This is a genomic window from Paraburkholderia sediminicola (genome assembly GCF_046027825.1).
GTDB lineage: Bacteria > Pseudomonadota > Gammaproteobacteria > Burkholderiales > Burkholderiaceae > Paraburkholderia > Paraburkholderia sediminicola_D.
Window position 1 is genome coordinate 25,346 of sequence record NZ_JAQQDU010000029.1, and the last position, 13,809, is coordinate 39,154.

General features: G+C 63.6%; 10 protein-coding genes. 2 read left to right on the plus strand and 8 right to left on the minus strand.

The window, feature by feature from the left end:
- Together mdcA and PQQ96_RS17580 are read right to left on the minus strand one after the other, a co-directional pair.
- Complete coding sequence (gene mdcA, locus PQQ96_RS17575) at positions 1–1,671, minus strand: malonate decarboxylase subunit alpha (protein ID WP_408294202.1); 1,671 nt, start codon at positions 1,669–1,671, stop codon at positions 1–3.
- A gap of 8 nt (positions 1,672–1,679) precedes the next feature.
- The gene (locus PQQ96_RS17580) at positions 1,680–2,453 is read right to left on the minus strand and encodes a GntR family transcriptional regulator (RefSeq protein WP_408294205.1); all 774 of its coding nucleotides are present in this window, start codon (positions 2,451–2,453) and stop codon (positions 1,680–1,682) included.
- A 186-nt stretch (positions 2,454–2,639) separates the two neighbouring features.
- Here PQQ96_RS17580 and PQQ96_RS17585 point away from each other — a divergent pair, with 186 nt between their 5' ends.
- On the plus strand, positions 2,640–3,938 hold the full coding sequence (locus tag PQQ96_RS17585; RefSeq protein WP_408294329.1) for an MFS transporter: 1,299 nt from the start codon (positions 2,640–2,642) through the stop codon (positions 3,936–3,938).
- Between the two features lie 99 nt (positions 3,939–4,037).
- Here PQQ96_RS17585 and PQQ96_RS17590 read toward each other — a convergent pair whose 3' ends face one another.
- Together PQQ96_RS17590 and PQQ96_RS17595 are read right to left on the minus strand one after the other, a co-directional pair.
- Positions 4,038–6,176 carry a TonB-dependent receptor gene (locus PQQ96_RS17590; protein WP_408294208.1) on the minus strand — a complete coding sequence of 713 codons (2,139 nt, stop codon included), beginning with the start codon at positions 6,174–6,176 and terminating at the stop codon, positions 4,038–4,040.
- 491 nt (positions 6,177–6,667) lie between these two features.
- Positions 6,668–7,588, minus strand: a complete 921-nt coding sequence (locus tag PQQ96_RS17595) for a DMT family transporter (protein WP_408294211.1) — start codon at positions 7,586–7,588, stop codon at positions 6,668–6,670.
- Between the two features lie 101 nt (positions 7,589–7,689).
- Here PQQ96_RS17595 and PQQ96_RS17600 point away from each other — a divergent pair, with 101 nt between their 5' ends.
- The gene (locus PQQ96_RS17600; RefSeq protein ID WP_408294213.1) at positions 7,690–8,577 is read left to right on the plus strand and encodes a LysR substrate-binding domain-containing protein; all 888 of its coding nucleotides are present in this window, start codon (positions 7,690–7,692) and stop codon (positions 8,575–8,577) included.
- A gap of 10 nt (positions 8,578–8,587) precedes the next feature.
- On the opposite strand, the gene PQQ96_RS17605 is transcribed toward PQQ96_RS17600, so the two are convergent.
- The 4 genes from PQQ96_RS17605 to efeB form a co-directional block, all read right to left on the minus strand.
- Positions 8,588–9,646 (minus strand): ABC transporter ATP-binding protein, encoded by a 1,059-nt coding sequence (locus tag PQQ96_RS17605; RefSeq protein ID WP_408294215.1) that lies wholly within the window; start codon positions 9,644–9,646, stop codon positions 8,588–8,590.
- A gap of 39 nt (positions 9,647–9,685) precedes the next feature.
- Positions 9,686–11,290 carry an ABC transporter permease gene (locus PQQ96_RS17610; RefSeq protein WP_408294217.1) on the minus strand — a complete coding sequence of 535 codons (1,605 nt, stop codon included), beginning with the start codon at positions 11,288–11,290 and terminating at the stop codon, positions 9,686–9,688.
- On the minus strand, positions 11,291–12,322 hold the full coding sequence (locus PQQ96_RS17615) for an iron ABC transporter substrate-binding protein (RefSeq protein ID WP_408294220.1): 1,032 nt from the start codon (positions 12,320–12,322) through the stop codon (positions 11,291–11,293). It lies immediately after the preceding gene.
- A 91-nt stretch (positions 12,323–12,413) separates the two neighbouring features.
- Complete coding sequence (efeB, locus tag PQQ96_RS17620) at positions 12,414–13,775, minus strand: iron uptake transporter deferrochelatase/peroxidase subunit (RefSeq protein WP_408294222.1); 1,362 nt, start codon at positions 13,773–13,775, stop codon at positions 12,414–12,416.
- Positions 13,776–13,809: the final 34 nt, after the last annotated feature.

The window sequence follows — 13,809 nt, forward strand, 5'->3', positions numbered from 1 at the left end:
TCACCAACTCCTGAAGCGAGCCGGCGGTGCGTACAGGCCGCCCGACCACGTCACCAGATCGTCGATGCTGCGCGCGGCGAGCAGCGAACGCTTCGCTTCGCCACGCCGAATGCCGAGATCTTCCGGATACGCGACGATGCCTCGCCGGCGCAATTCGGCCGTCTTCTCCGGCTTGGCGCGCAGCCCGATCGGTGTGACCCCGGCCACGGCAGCCAGTGCCGCGCGCCGCTCGTCGATCCCTTCAGCTTTGTGCAGATACGCGATGCCTTCCTCGGTGACGACATGGCTCACGTCGTCGCCGTAAATCATCACCGGGGCGATCGGCATACCGCTTTTCGCACCGACCGCGACCGCGTCGAGTTCATCGACGAAGGTCGGTTCGCCGCCTTTCTTGTACGTCTCGGCCATCTGTACGACCAGCTTCTGCCCGCGCGAGACCGGACCCTGATCCTTCAGCAGCTTGAGCCACGCTTCGCTCGAATGACGCCGGCCGCGCGGATCGTGTCCCATGTTCGGCGCACCGCCGAAACCGGCGAGGCGGCCGCGCGTGACCGTTGATGAATTGGCGTCCGCGTCGATCTGCAAAGTCGAGCCGATAAACAGATCGACGCCGTATTGACCGGCCAGTTGGCAGAGCACACGGTTCGAGCGCAGGCTGCCGTCGTTGCCCGTGAAAAACACGTCGGGGCGCGCTTCGATGTACGCCTCCATGCCGACTTCGCTGCCGAAGCAATGGATGCTGTCGACCCAGCCCGATTCGATCGCGGGGATCATCGTGGGGTGCGGGTTGAGCGTCCAGTTGCGGCAGATTTTGCCTTTCAGGCCGAGCGATTCGCCGTAGGTGGGCAGCAGCAATTCGATCGCCGCGGTATCGAAACCGATGCCGTGATTCAGCGAGCTCACGCCATACGGTTCGTAGATGCCGCGAATCACCATCATTGCGGTGAGTACCTGCAGGTCACCGATATGCCGTGGGTCGCGCGTGAAGAGCGGCTCGACCGCGAAGGGCCGGTCCGCCTCTACGACCACGTCGACCCATGAACCCGGAATATCGACGCGCGGCAGTTCATCGACGATCTCGTTGACCTGCACAATCACGATGCCATGCCGGAACGCGGCGGCTTCGGCGATGGTCGGCGTGTCTTCCGTATTCGGACCGGTGTACAGATTGCCGTGACGGTCGGCCTTTTCCGCGCATAAAAGTGCGACGTGCGGCGTCAGATCGACGAACATCCGCGCGTACAACTCGACGTAGGTGTAGATCGCGCCGATTTCCAGTTGGCCGTCTTCGAGCAACTGCGCGACGCGCAAACTCTGCGGCCCGGCAAACGAGAAATCGACTTTGTGCGCGATGCCACGCTCGAACAGCGTCAGATGTTCAGGACGGCCGATGCTCGAAATCAGCAGATGCACGTCGTGGATTTTTTGCGGATCCACCTTGGCGAACGAACGGGACAGGAAGTCAGCCTGTTTCTGATTGTCGCCTTCGAGGGCGACGCGGTCACCCGGCTGAATGAGTGTTTCGAGCGCATCGACGATGCGGTTGGTCGGCAGGATGCCGTCTTTCAGCCATGGCGCAATGGCCGCGAGGCGACGGTTCTTTTCGTCGCGGCGGGTGGTCCAGGAACGTGCGGTGGTGGAAGCGCTGGCGGCTTCGGCGGGTCGGTTCATCGGCGGATTCAGCTCCCGGAAGTAGTGCGCGTGCGTCTGGCGCGCGGCTTGGGTTGATTCGCAAGCGCGGCTTCCGCCTGCGCGCGTTCGGTCAGGAAACGATGAAGCAGGTCGCCGGTGCCGAGCAGATGCGCGACGACCAGGGACTGTGCAGCAGGAATATCACGGCGTTGTACAGCGTCGAGCAAGGCGGCGTGCTCGTTGTCAGACTCGCCCTTGTAAGACGGCAAGCCGAACTTCAGACGCAAATACCGTTCGCCGCGCCGATGCAGCGTGCCGATCATGTCCTCGAGTTGCGGACGCGCGGCGGGTGCATACAGGCTCATATGAAACGCCTCATTGCGCCCGACGTACAACGACGGGTCCGACTCGCGTTCAGCGGCACGGCAAAGGCCGGCGGATTCGCGCAGCGTGGCGGCGGTGTGATTCGGAATGGCGAGCCCGATGGCAAGGCTCTCCAGCGCGGAGCGGATTTCGTAGATTTCGCGCGCTTCATCTGCCGACAACGGCGCGACGGTCGCGCCTTTATGCACGGCGGCTCTCGTCCAGCCTTCGCTTTCGAGTTGGCGCAAGGCTTCACGCACAGGAATTGCGCTGACCGAGAAATGCCGCGCGATGGCGTCCTGTCGCAGCGGTGCTCCCGGTGCCAGGGTGCCGTCGACAATCGCCGCGCGCAGCGCCTCCGCGATGACGTGGGACATGCTCTCACGCGGCGCCGCAGCCGGTAGAAGCGGGCTGCGCGCCGGGGCGTCCAGGGGAAAACCATCGATTGCGTCGCTCATGATATCGAATATTATATATGAAATTGCCCAATTTACAGACGGGCAAACCCGGAAAGTTTTTCACCATCGGCGCCTGCGGTGTCCTCCCAACGTTATACGAGGCACATCGATCCACTAGCAAGCGCGCCAGTTCGTCGTCGCCTTTACGTAAGCCATGTACGTCAACCGCAGGGCCGGAGGAGCATGATGAGTTCACTAACCGACCGCACATCGGTCGCGCGGCGCCGCACGCCGCTCAATCGTTCGCAGATCGCAGGGTTTTGGGGAGCATGGGCCGGCTGGACGCTCGACGGGATGGACTCGTTCATCTACGCGCTTGTGCTGACGCCGGCGTTGACCGAGTTGTTGCCGCGCTCGGGGTACGCAGCGACGCCCGCGAATGTCGGCCTCGCCGGTTCGATTCTGTTCGCGCTGTTTCTGGTCGGCTGGGGGCTGTCGTTCATCTGGGGGCCGTTGGCGGACCGCTTCGGCCGCACCAAGGTGCTGGCCGGCACTATTTTTACGTTCGCCATTTTCACGGGACTGGCCGCGACCTCGCACAACGTGTGGGAGCTCGCCATCTATCGTTTCATTGCCGGGGTCGGCATTGGCGGCGAGTGGGCGTTGGCGGGGACGTATGTGGCCGAGTCATGGCCGGAAGATCGCCGCAAGATGGGCGCCGGGTACCTGCAAACGGGCTACTACGCCGGATTCTTTCTGGCGGCGGCGCTCAACTACACGATTGGTGTGCATTACGGCTGGCGCGCGATGTTCCTGACCGGCGCGGTGCCGGTCGTGGTCGCGATTCTGGTGCTGCTGCGCGTGAAGGAAACGGAGAAGTGGGAGAAGGCGGAAGCGGGCACCGTGCGCACCAAACCGCTGCGCGAGATTTTCGGACCGACGTACAGGCGCCGCACATGGGTCGCGTGCATTCTGCTGACGATAGCGATCATCGGGTTGTGGGCGGGAGCGGTGTACGAGCCATCGGCGGTGATTCAACTGGCGACGAAGGCGGGCATGGCAAAGAACGATGCGATCAGGACGGCGTCGCTGGCAACCGGTTTGCTTTCGATCGCGACGATTCTCGGTTGTCTTGCGCTGCCGCCGCTGGCTGAGCGCTTCGGCCGCAAGAAGACGCTGGCGTTTTACTTCACGGGTATGGCGATATCGATTGTGGGTAGTTTCGGCTGGGCGTTCTATTTGCCGAACGGGCTCGCGCCGTTTATCGCGTGGCTCTTCGTGCTGGGTTTCTTCGGCGGTAATTTCGCGCTGTTCAGCTTGTGGTTGCCAGAGCAGTTCGAGACTCGGGTGCGTGCGACGGCGTTTGCGTTCTGCACGTCGTTCGGACGGTTTGTCGGGGCGGGGGTCAACTTTCTGCTCGGCGCGGCCGTGTTGCATATGCATACGCTTGGGGTGCCGGTGGCGTTGACGGCGCTGATGTTTATCGTGGGGCTGTTCGTGATTCCGTTTGCGCCGGAGACGAAGGGGGAAGTGCTGCCGCAGTGAGTCGCTTCCACTACGACGACTAAAACGAAAACCGGGCACGCTGCCCGGTTTTTCGTTTAACGCATCAACGCGTGCATCACGCGCCACGCGTTACATCCCTCACATATGCCACCTTGCCGACACCGTCAGCGTGCGCGGCGCGCCTGGCATGTTGTACATATCCGCGTTGCCGTGCGCCGCGATGAAGTACTTGCGGTCGAACAGGTTATCCAGTGTCAAGGCCACGTCAACGTTCTTGCCGTGATACCCCGCACCGAGATCGAACGTCACGAAAGAAGGCAACGTCACCGCATCGCTCGCCGATGTATAGCGCGCTGACTGGAACTGCGCACCGCCAGCCGCGTAGAACCCGTACTTCAGATCGCGCTTGATCCACACGCTCGCGCTATGACGCGGCATCAAGCCCGGGGTATTGTCGTGCAGCACCAGCCCTGCTGAACTCGCCTGCGGCGAGCCGTCGACGCTTCCGTTCAGGTACGCATAGCCCGCATACACGGACCACTTTGGCGCGATCTCGCCCGTCATCGAAAGCTCGAGACCGCGCGTGTGCTGTGTGCCGATCGGCAGCGCGTAAGTCGGGTTGGACGGGTCGGCGATCTGCTGATTGGTCTGCTTCATGTCGAACAGTGCGACGCTCGCGCTCGCGCGGCCCAGGTCGAATTTCGAGCCGACTTCGAAACTGGTCGTCTTTTGCGGCGCCAGCGCCGAACCGTTCGCAAACGCGCCGCTGCTGATCAGCGTATCGGCGAGCGGCGAGAAAGACTGGCTATACGACGCATACAGCGACACCCAGTCGAGCGGTTCGTAAATCAGGCCGACGCGCGGACTCCACGCGCGGTCGGTACGATCCAGATTCACGTGCGCCGAGGTGTAGTCGTTGCGGGTCTGCGTCAGATAGTCGAAGCGCAGGCCGGCGAGGATCTTCCAGTGCTCGGTCAGCGAGATCAGGTCTTGCGTGTAGACACCGGCGAGTCCGAGCACCGTCGCTGCATTCGTTTTTGCCGCGGTGCCCGGTTTCACGCCCGGCAAATCGATGAGCTGAGGGTCGTACAGGTTGTAGGTCGCGACCTTGTTGGTCGAGTAGATCGTGTCGAACTTCTGTTGCTGTGACAGTTCGACGCCGTATAGCAACTCGTGTTTCATGCCGAACAACGTGGTCTTCTGCGTCAACTCGAAGAGACCGTCCACGCCGTGATCCTGACGAAAGCGGGTCGACTGGTCGAGCGTCACGACCGGGTTCAGCGCCGTCTTGATCGGTTCATACGTGACGTAGTTTTTGCGTTCGAGCGAAAAGTCGTACGCGCGCACGGCAGTGTGCAAGGACAGCGAATCGTTGAAGCGGTGATCGAGCGATACGGTTGCGCTTTTCGCGTCGACATCGTTATACGACGTGTTGGCGGCGTCGGCGGAGCCGTAGTACGTGTTGATCGGCACATTGACCGGACGGCCGAGATAGGCGGGCAGTCCCTGATCCGAAGTGCGGCGGTCGTGCAGATAGTCGGCTTCGATATTGAGGATGGTGTCCCGATCGATGCGGAATTGCGCGGACGGCGCCACGGCCTGGCGATTCAACTGGAACTGATCGCGAAAGCTGTTCGAGTTTTCGGCGGCGCCGGTGATGCGAAATCGTGCGGCGTCGTTCGCATTCCAGCCGAGATCGAATTCGCCGCGCCGTTCGCCCTCGGTGCCGAGCGTCACGCCCACGGCTTGCTGTGGATCCGCCGTCGGCTTCTTCAGGACGCGGTTGATCAGGCCGCCGGCCGAGCCGCGACCATAGAGTACAGCCGCGGGCCCCTTCAGGACGTCGACGCGCTCGACATTCGACAGATCGCGGTAGTAAAGCGCATCGTCGCGGATGCCATCGACGTATTGATCGGTGATGTTGTTGAAGCCACGCATGGTGATCTGGTCACGCTGCCCGTCGCCGACCGAAAAGCCGATGCCCGGCACGTTGCGCAATGCGTCCTGCAACGAGGTCGCGTTCTGTTCGTCGAGCAGCGCGCGCGGCACGACGTTGACCGTTTGCGGCACGTCCATTAGCGACATGTTCATCTTCGTCGCGGTGTTCGAGGTGCTTGAGTCGTACGAGCGATCGGCGGCGGCTTGGACCGCGATGGCGGGCAGCGTGCTGTCGGCCGCGCCGGCGGCGGGTGTCGTTTGCTGCGCCAGCAAAGGTTTGGCGCTGGCAAGAGACGTGGCGAGCAGCAGTGCGCGGTAAGTATTCTTATTGACGTTCATGGCGACGTTCTTCGAGTGTGGATCGGTGGTTCTATTGGTTTTTGCGTGCAGCGGAAGCGGTGACGCAAAAGCGCCAGGCTGGCGCAGAAAAGGCGCAGGCAGGCGCGCACGGCCAGGCAATGGCCGTGTGGTCGGTCAAGCGAGATGAAATGGTGATTTCCCCTGTTGCAGTCGAATGAATTCGAAAATCAAAACGGCCGGGGCGCCGTGTGTCAGCGTGCGAGATGCGCTGACGTGACATCGGCTGCCTCGGAATGGCATGTCGATGTGGGGACGGGAGGTACCGCAGAAGCCGGATCAGTGCCCGGCTTGTAATATTCGGAAATTATAAACGAGAATAATTCTCGACTGTGCGAACTGAATGGAAAATGCGGGGTTTCTGCAGGGTTTTTTTCGGCGAAATGAAAGCCGATGCCGCCAACGCAATCCGTCGCACGGCGACGGCAAGCTGCGTGCAACTAGTCTGGCGCCGCCGGCCTGCTGCTCAAAGCTCAATCCGCGTGATGCCGTGCCCCTCCACCGGGACGCAGCAGCGAAAGCAACGGCCAGCCGAGATTCACGCCGAGGCTTGCGACGACGATCAGTACCATGCCCGCGAGTTGCGGCACCGAGAGCGCCCGCCCGTACACAACCGCATCGACCACGATCGCTGTCAGCGGATAGACGAACAAAAGCACGGCGATGATCGGCGTGGTCAGCTTCGGCAGCGCGCCGTAGATCAGCACATACGACAGCCCTGTATGCAACACGCCCATGCCGACTAGCCAGAACCACTGCATCGGCCCGATATGGACGGCAGTGAGCGGCGCAATGAACGGCAGGCACACCACGCCGACCGCGCATTGCGCGAGCGTCAGCAAATGCGGCCGCAAATTGCCGAGCCCTTTGGCGATCAGCGTGACGCTCGCATACAGCACCGACCCAGCCAATGCCTCGCCGATCCCGATCAGATAGCTCGTATGCCCCTGCAGATTCCCGGCGACCGCGACGCCCGAGGCCAAAACAAGGCCGACGAACGCAGTCGCGATCCAGCCGAGCCGGTCGGCGCCAAGGCGCTCGTTGAATAGCGCCGCGCCCATCAGCACGACCCAGAACGGCTGGACATGAAACACCACGGTCGCCACCGCAATGCTGGTGCGATGAATCGCGTCGAAGAAACCGACCCACTGCGTGACCATCAACACGCCGGAGATCAACGCCAGCGCGACGGTGCGCCGCGTGAAATGCGCGCGCGTGAAGAAACCTTTCCACGCGCAATATGCCGCGAGCGAGAGGAAACCGAACAGGCAGCGAAAGAACACCAGCGTCAGCGCGCCGAGCCGCGCTTCCTCGACGAAGATGCCGAGCGTGCCCATCAGAAGCCCGCCGCTGGCCAGCGTGATAGCGCCTTGTTGACGTTGGGTGAGGGACATGCGAAGCGGCTCCATAAGGGGGAGTCACAAGTATTGCGCGGCTTGCGCGGCACCGGCAAACGAATTAAATTGAGTAATTCCATAAGCTGGATTGATAAATCATGCACCCCGAATTCGACGTCGATCTGCTGCGCACCTTCGTCGCGGTGGTGGAAACGGGCAGCTTCACGAAGGCGTCGACTACCGTGCACCGCTCGCAGGCGGCGGTCAGCATGCAGATCAAGCGGCTCGAAACCATGCTCGGCACCACGCTGTTTGCCCGCAACACGCGCAATCTTTCGCTTACGCGGCCCGGCAATACGCTGCTCGAATACGCGCGGCGCGTGCTGGCGTTGCATGAGGAGGCGTGGTCGGCGATCGTACGGCCCGAGGTGACCGGGCGCGTGGTGCTCGGCGCACCGGACGATTACGTATCGTCGCTGCTCTCGCCGGTGTTGCGGCGCTTTTCAAATCTGTATCCGCACGTGGAGATCGAGATTGTCTGCGCCCAGAGCACGTCGCTCGCACCGATGCTGGCGGACAACAAGATCGATCTCGCTTTCGTCACGCGCGACCGCCAATTGCGCGGCGAATTCGTGCGCAGCGAGCCGATGGTGTGGGTGGGGGCGTCGGTCGATACGCCGGTGCTGGCGGCGTCGCCGTTGCCGGTCGGGCTTTACGAGCCGGGTTGTGTCGCGCGTCAGCATACGCTGGCGGCGCTCGACGGTGCGCGTATCCGCTATCGGGCGGCGTTCAGCAGCGCAAGTCTGATGGGTTTGGTGGCGACGGTGGACGCGGGGCTGTCAGTGATTGCGCTCACGCGTTGCAGCGTGCCGCCGCGGCTGGCGATTCTCGGCGAGGCGCAAGGCCTGCCGAAGATCGCGCCGCTGGAAATCGTGGTGGCGCGCAGCGCTAAATCGGACCGGCCGACGTGCGATTATCTGGCCGCGCAGATGGTGCAGGATTTGTCGCTGCGCCCGCAAACGCGCGGGGCGGCAGCGTCCGCGTAGCGTTTATCGCCTAGACGCGCGGATAAGCCGTCACTTCGCCATCCACAGCAAGCCGCACGTTTTCACCCGGTTGCGGCGACAGATACCCCGGCACGCGAGCGCGCACCACCGTCCTCGCACCCGACTGCAATTGCAGCGTGACGCCCGCGTCCTGCCCCTGAAAGATGACGTCTTGCACGACGGCGTCATAGGCCGCTGCGCCATTCGGCATCGTCTCGTCAATACGCAGCAGACGGATCTGTTCGGGCCGCACCATGACGTCGACCGGGCCATTGCCCATCGGCGCGCACAACGGCAAATCACCGAGCTCGCAGCTCACACGATCCTGCTTGACGACGCCCGGCAACGACACCGCTTCACCAACGAACGACGCGAGTTCACGCGTCACCGGCCTGCGGTACAGCGTCTCCGGCGTCGCGGTCTGGATCAGCCTGCCGTTCCACAGCACTGCGACCTCATGACCGAGCGAGAGCGCTTCCGATTGATCGTGCGTGACGAGCACGGCAGTCGCGCCGGTCGCGGCCAGAGCACTGGCCACCGCCTGGCGCGTTTCGAGCCGCAATGCAGCGTCGAGCGACGAGAAGGGCTCATCGAGCATCACCAGAGTCGGTGATGGCGCGAGCGCGCGAGCCAGTGCGACACGTTGCTGCTGGCCACCCGACAACTGCTGCGGCGCGCGCTCGCCGAAGTTCGCCGGTAAGCCGACCAGTTCCAGCAATTCGGCGACCCGATGTCGCGCGCGGCGTTGCGTACGCGGCAAGCCGAACACGATGTTGTCCGCCACGGAAAGATGCGGAAACAGCGCGCCTTCCTGCGGTACATAGCCGATGCGGCGCTGCTCGGAAGGCACATGAAGGTTGTCACCGGCGACGCGGCGCCCGTCGATTTCGACGCTACCGCTGTCCGCGCGTTCGAAGCCGCACAACAGGCGCAGCAAGGTGGTCTTGCCGCTGCCGGACGGTCCGAGCAGCGCGAGCAGCGTGCCGCGCTCGACGGAGAGATCGATGCCGTGTAGCACCGGGTGGCCGTCGAACGATTTTTGCAGTCCGCGGATACGAAGTTCGCTCATGAAAATCCGATGGAAAAAGCGCGCGATGGTGAGCGATGGTCAGCTACGTTCGCCGAGTAGCGCCGATTTGCCAAGCAACGCGAACAGGAGGCCGGAAGCGAATAGCGAAATGCCGGTGAGCAGCGCGGCATAGGGCGCTGCGGCGGCGAATGCCATCGTGGACGTGTCGGCCCAGACTTGCGTTGCGAGTGTTTGCGTGTCGATGGGGGAAAGCAGCAGCGTCGCATTCAACTCGGTGACGACCGAGATAAACACCATCGCCGCTGCCGCGCCAAGCCCGGGACCGGCCAGCGGCAACACCACGCGGAACAGGGTCTGAGACCAGGTCAGGCCGAGTGCGCGTGCAGTCTCTTCAAGGCGCGGCTGCGCCTGCATGAAGGCGGCGCGCACACTCACCAGCGCCACCGGCATGAACAGCATCGCGTAAGCGATCACCAGCAGCGTCGCGCTTTGATAAAGCGCTTGCAGTGCGTGCACCGCAAGCGACACGATGGCCAGCGCGATCACCAGCCCGGGTATGCCTTGTGCCAGAAACACGGTGCGTTCGAACAGCGTCGCGAAACGCGTCGGATAGCGCACCAGCAGGAACGCGAGCGGCACGACCAGCAGCGTGGTCAGTAGCGCGGCGGCGAGCCCGAAACCGAGCGACGAGATCGTTGCGTTGAACAGCAGTTCGGGCGACACGTCGGCCGGCGTAACGGCGGCCGCACCGGGTTGCGTGAGCCAGTAGCCGATCATGCCGAGCGGCACGCCGAGCGTCGCGATCGCCAGCGCGGCGAAGCCGGCGACGACGATCCAGCGCCATGCGCCGAGGTCGTAGCGCAGGACCGCGCGACGCGTCCCGCGATCGACGCGTTCGTAACGCGCGGCACCCCGCACGCGAAACTCGAACGCCAGCACGATGAGGCAGATCACGATCAGCAGGCACGCGAGCAGCGAAGCGCCGCCGCCGTCGAAGCTGGTGCGGTATTCCGCATAGATTTGCGTGGTGAAGGTGTGAAAGCGCAGCAGCGTAAACGCGCCGAATTCAGACAGCACGCCGAGCGCGACCAGCAGCATGCCGCCGAGCAGCGCCGGACGCAGTTGCGGCAGCACGACGCGAATGAAGGTGGACCAGCGATTGCAGCCGAGCGCGCGGGCGCTTTCTTCGAGCGCCGGGTCCATGCTGCGCAAGGCAGCGGCCACGGGCAGATAGACGAGCGGGAAATAGGCGGAACTCAGCACCAGCAGCGCGCCGTTGAAGTCCTGCAAATCCAGACTCAGCGACACCCATGCATAGCTCGAAATGAAAGCCGGCATCGCGAGCGGCGCGGCGGTGAGCACGGCCCAGATGCGGCGCCCTGGCAAATGCGTGCGTTCGACAAACCATGCGGCCGCTGTACCGACGACAGCGCAGACGGCCGTGGTGGATACCGTGATCAGCACGGTGTTGACGAGCAGTTCGCCGACCAGCGGCCGGAAGATCAGATCGACCGCCTCGCCGATACCGAAACTCGCCGCGCGCCAGAAGGTAAACGCAATCGGCAGCAACACCAGCAAAGCGCTGAGTGCTGCTGCCGCGAACAGACCGCGCGGCGCGCGCGAACGGGCGCGCGCCGGGGCGGAGGTTACAGCCGGAGGCCCGGCTGACACGGCTTCGCTCATTTACAGCAAGCCCGCCTGGCGCAGCAGTTTGCCGGCCTGGCTGTCGTCGCCGAGTTGCTGGATCGTCAGCGCCGGCGGGTTCAGTTCACCGAACGGCTTGAGGATCGGATCCGGGGCAACGCCTGCGTGCAGCGGATATTCGAACATGACGTGGCTGTTGGCCATCAGCTTCTGTGCGCGGTCGCTGACCAGATACGCGAGAAACTTCTGCGCACCGTCCGCGTTGTGCGCGGACTTCAGCACGGCCGCGCCCGACACGTTCACCAGCGCGCCGGCGTCGCTGTTGCCGAAGTGATAGATCGCGCTGCGGGTTTTGGCGTCACCGATTTCAGCGTGCAGACGCGCCCAGTAGTAGTTGTTGATCAGGCCGGTCTCGACCCCGCCACGATTGACGGCGGCCACCACGCCTTCGTCGTCGTCGAAGATCTGCGAGTTGGCCTTCAGGCCCTTCAGCCATGCGACGGTTTGTGCTTCACCCTTCAGCGCGAGCACAGCGCTCACCAGCGGCAGGAAGTCGCCGTCGCTCGGTGCAATGCCGACCTTGCCTTTCCATTCCGGTTTGGCCAGATCGAACAGCGACTGCGGCAGTTGCGACGGTTGCAGCTTGGTCGTGTTGTAGGCCAGCACGTTTTCGCGTGCGGTCACGCCGACCCATGCACCCGTCGGCGAGCTGAAGCGTGCCGGCACGGTGGCGAGCGTCGCGCCGTCCACTTTGCTCAGCAGGCCTTTCTCTTCGAGCAGCATCAGTTCCGGCGAGTTTTCCGTGAAGTAGACGTCAGCAGGCGTGGCGGTGCCTTCCGCGACGAGTTGCGCGGCCATGGCCGGGCCTTCGCCGCTGCGGATCTTCACCGAAATGCCCGACTCTTTTTCGAAGTCTTTAGCCAGCAGATTGACGACCTGCTCGTGCTGTGCGCTGTACAGCGTGATCGATGCAGCATGAGCCGTCGACGGCACCGTGATGAAGGCGGCCAGCGTGAGGGCGGCAGCGCTGCTGACGAGGCGCAGGCGGGTGCCAAACCAGGAATGAGCCATGATCCTAAAATCCGTTAGTGATGTTGTTGTTGGTCTTCGATCGGCCGCCGCCTGCCTCGCGGCTTGTCGGCGGCCTGCTTCGCGGCTTGCATTACGTCTCGAACAGCCCCGCGCCGATGTACGAACCCGGCTTCGCGCCCGGCGGCACAGCGAATACCGCGCTGCCGACGTGCGTCGTGAACTGGTTCATCATGTCGAACTTCGCGAGCTTCTCGTTGATCGGAATGAAGCCCTTGCGCGGGTCGCTCTGGTGAGCGAGAAAAATCAGTCCCGCGTCGTACTCGGTTTCCTGGCGCCACGGCGGCCAGCGCTCGATGTAGAAATTCGTGCCTTCGTTATACGAGTACGAACGGCGCAGAATCTGCGCGCCGTTGTTGCTCGCCTGATTCGACAGACGCACGTGCGAGTTCTCCGGAATCACCGGATTGCCGTCCTTGTCCTCTTCCTTCAGGTCCACCGGATCGAACTCGTTCTTCTTGCCGATCGGCGCGCCGCTGTACTTGTGACGGCCAAACACCTGCTCCTGGAAGTCGACTTCGGTGTTGTCCCAGTGTTCGAGCGTGATGCGGATGCGGCGAAAGACCGTATAGGTGCCGCCTTCCATCCACGGTGCGTCGGGGGTGGCGCCGGCCCAGATGAATTCGTTCATCAACTGCGGCTTGGCGGTCGACGGATTGTTGGTGCCGTCCTTGAAGCCCATCAGATTGCGCGGCGTCTGACCGCGCGGACCCGACAGGAAACCGGACTGGCCCCAGCGCATCGTCGCCACGCCGTTGGCGAGGCGCGACAGCTGCCGGACCGCGTGAAACGCGACCTGCTGATCGTTCGCGCAGGCCTGAATGTACAGGTCGCCGCCGGTCTTCTCGGCGATCAACTGGTCGCCGTTAAAGCGCGGCAGATCGACGAGCGCGGCGGGGCGGCGCGAGGCCAGCCCGTAGCGGTCTTTGCCGTCCTTCGTGAAGAGACCAGGGCCGAAGCCGAAGGTGATCGTCAGGCCGCAGGGGCCGAGGCCGAGCACATCGGCGGAATCCGGGGCGCCCTTATTGCTGGCTGCGTCATACGCGCCGTTGGCATTAGCCGCGCTGGCCGGATCAGCCGTAGCCGTATTGGCCGCGTCGGCTGGCGGCAACGGCGCGGCCGTCTTGCCTTGCGTCATGCGCGCCGCGGCGTCGGTCCAGGCGCGCAGCAGGGCGATCACGTCATCGCGTTTCTCGGTCGTGAGATCGAGGGCGGCGACATACGTGTGGCTTTGCTGCGGCGTGACGATGCCGCCTTGGTGCAGGCCGTAGAACGGCTCGACCGCGATGGTCGGATCGGCGGCTTGCGCCGGTGTCTTGCCGAGCGCGGCCTGGGCGACGCCGGTCGCGCCGAGGCTTGCGCCCGCCGCGACCGCCGCACTGCCGGCCTTCAGAAAGCCGCGCCGTGAGGGCCGCGGGGGTTGATCGTTTGCCATGATTACATCACCTTCATTTGGCCGTGGGGGGTGC

What these genes read in the sequence shown, in the direction of transcription:
- efeB (WP_408294222.1), bottom strand. Translation starts at nt 13,775, where the DNA reads ATGGCAAACGATCAACCCCCGCGGCCCTCACGGCGCGGCTTTCTGAAG.
- PQQ96_RS17605 (WP_408294215.1), bottom strand. Translation starts at nt 9,646, where the DNA reads ATGAGCGAACTTCGTATCCGCGGACTGCAAAAATCGTTCGACGGCCAC.
- PQQ96_RS17600 (WP_408294213.1), top strand. Translation starts at nt 7,690, where the DNA reads ATGCACCCCGAATTCGACGTCGATCTGCTGCGCACCTTCGTCGCGGTG.
- PQQ96_RS17615 (WP_408294220.1), bottom strand. Translation starts at nt 12,322, where the DNA reads ATGGCTCATTCCTGGTTTGGCACCCGCCTGCGCCTCGTCAGCAGCGCT.
- PQQ96_RS17585 (WP_408294329.1), top strand. Translation starts at nt 2,640, where the DNA reads ATGAGTTCACTAACCGACCGCACATCGGTCGCGCGGCGCCGCACGCCG.
- PQQ96_RS17610 (WP_408294217.1), bottom strand. Translation starts at nt 11,290, where the DNA reads ATGAGCGAAGCCGTGTCAGCCGGGCCTCCGGCTGTAACCTCCGCCCCG.
- mdcA (WP_408294202.1), bottom strand. Translation starts at nt 1,671, where the DNA reads ATGAACCGACCCGCCGAAGCCGCCAGCGCTTCCACCACCGCACGTTCC.
- PQQ96_RS17595 (WP_408294211.1), bottom strand. Translation starts at nt 7,588, where the DNA reads ATGTCCCTCACCCAACGTCAACAAGGCGCTATCACGCTGGCCAGCGGC.
- PQQ96_RS17580 (WP_408294205.1), bottom strand. Translation starts at nt 2,453, where the DNA reads ATGAGCGACGCAATCGATGGTTTTCCCCTGGACGCCCCGGCGCGCAGC.
- PQQ96_RS17590 (WP_408294208.1), bottom strand. Translation starts at nt 6,176, where the DNA reads ATGAACGTCAATAAGAATACTTACCGCGCACTGCTGCTCGCCACGTCT.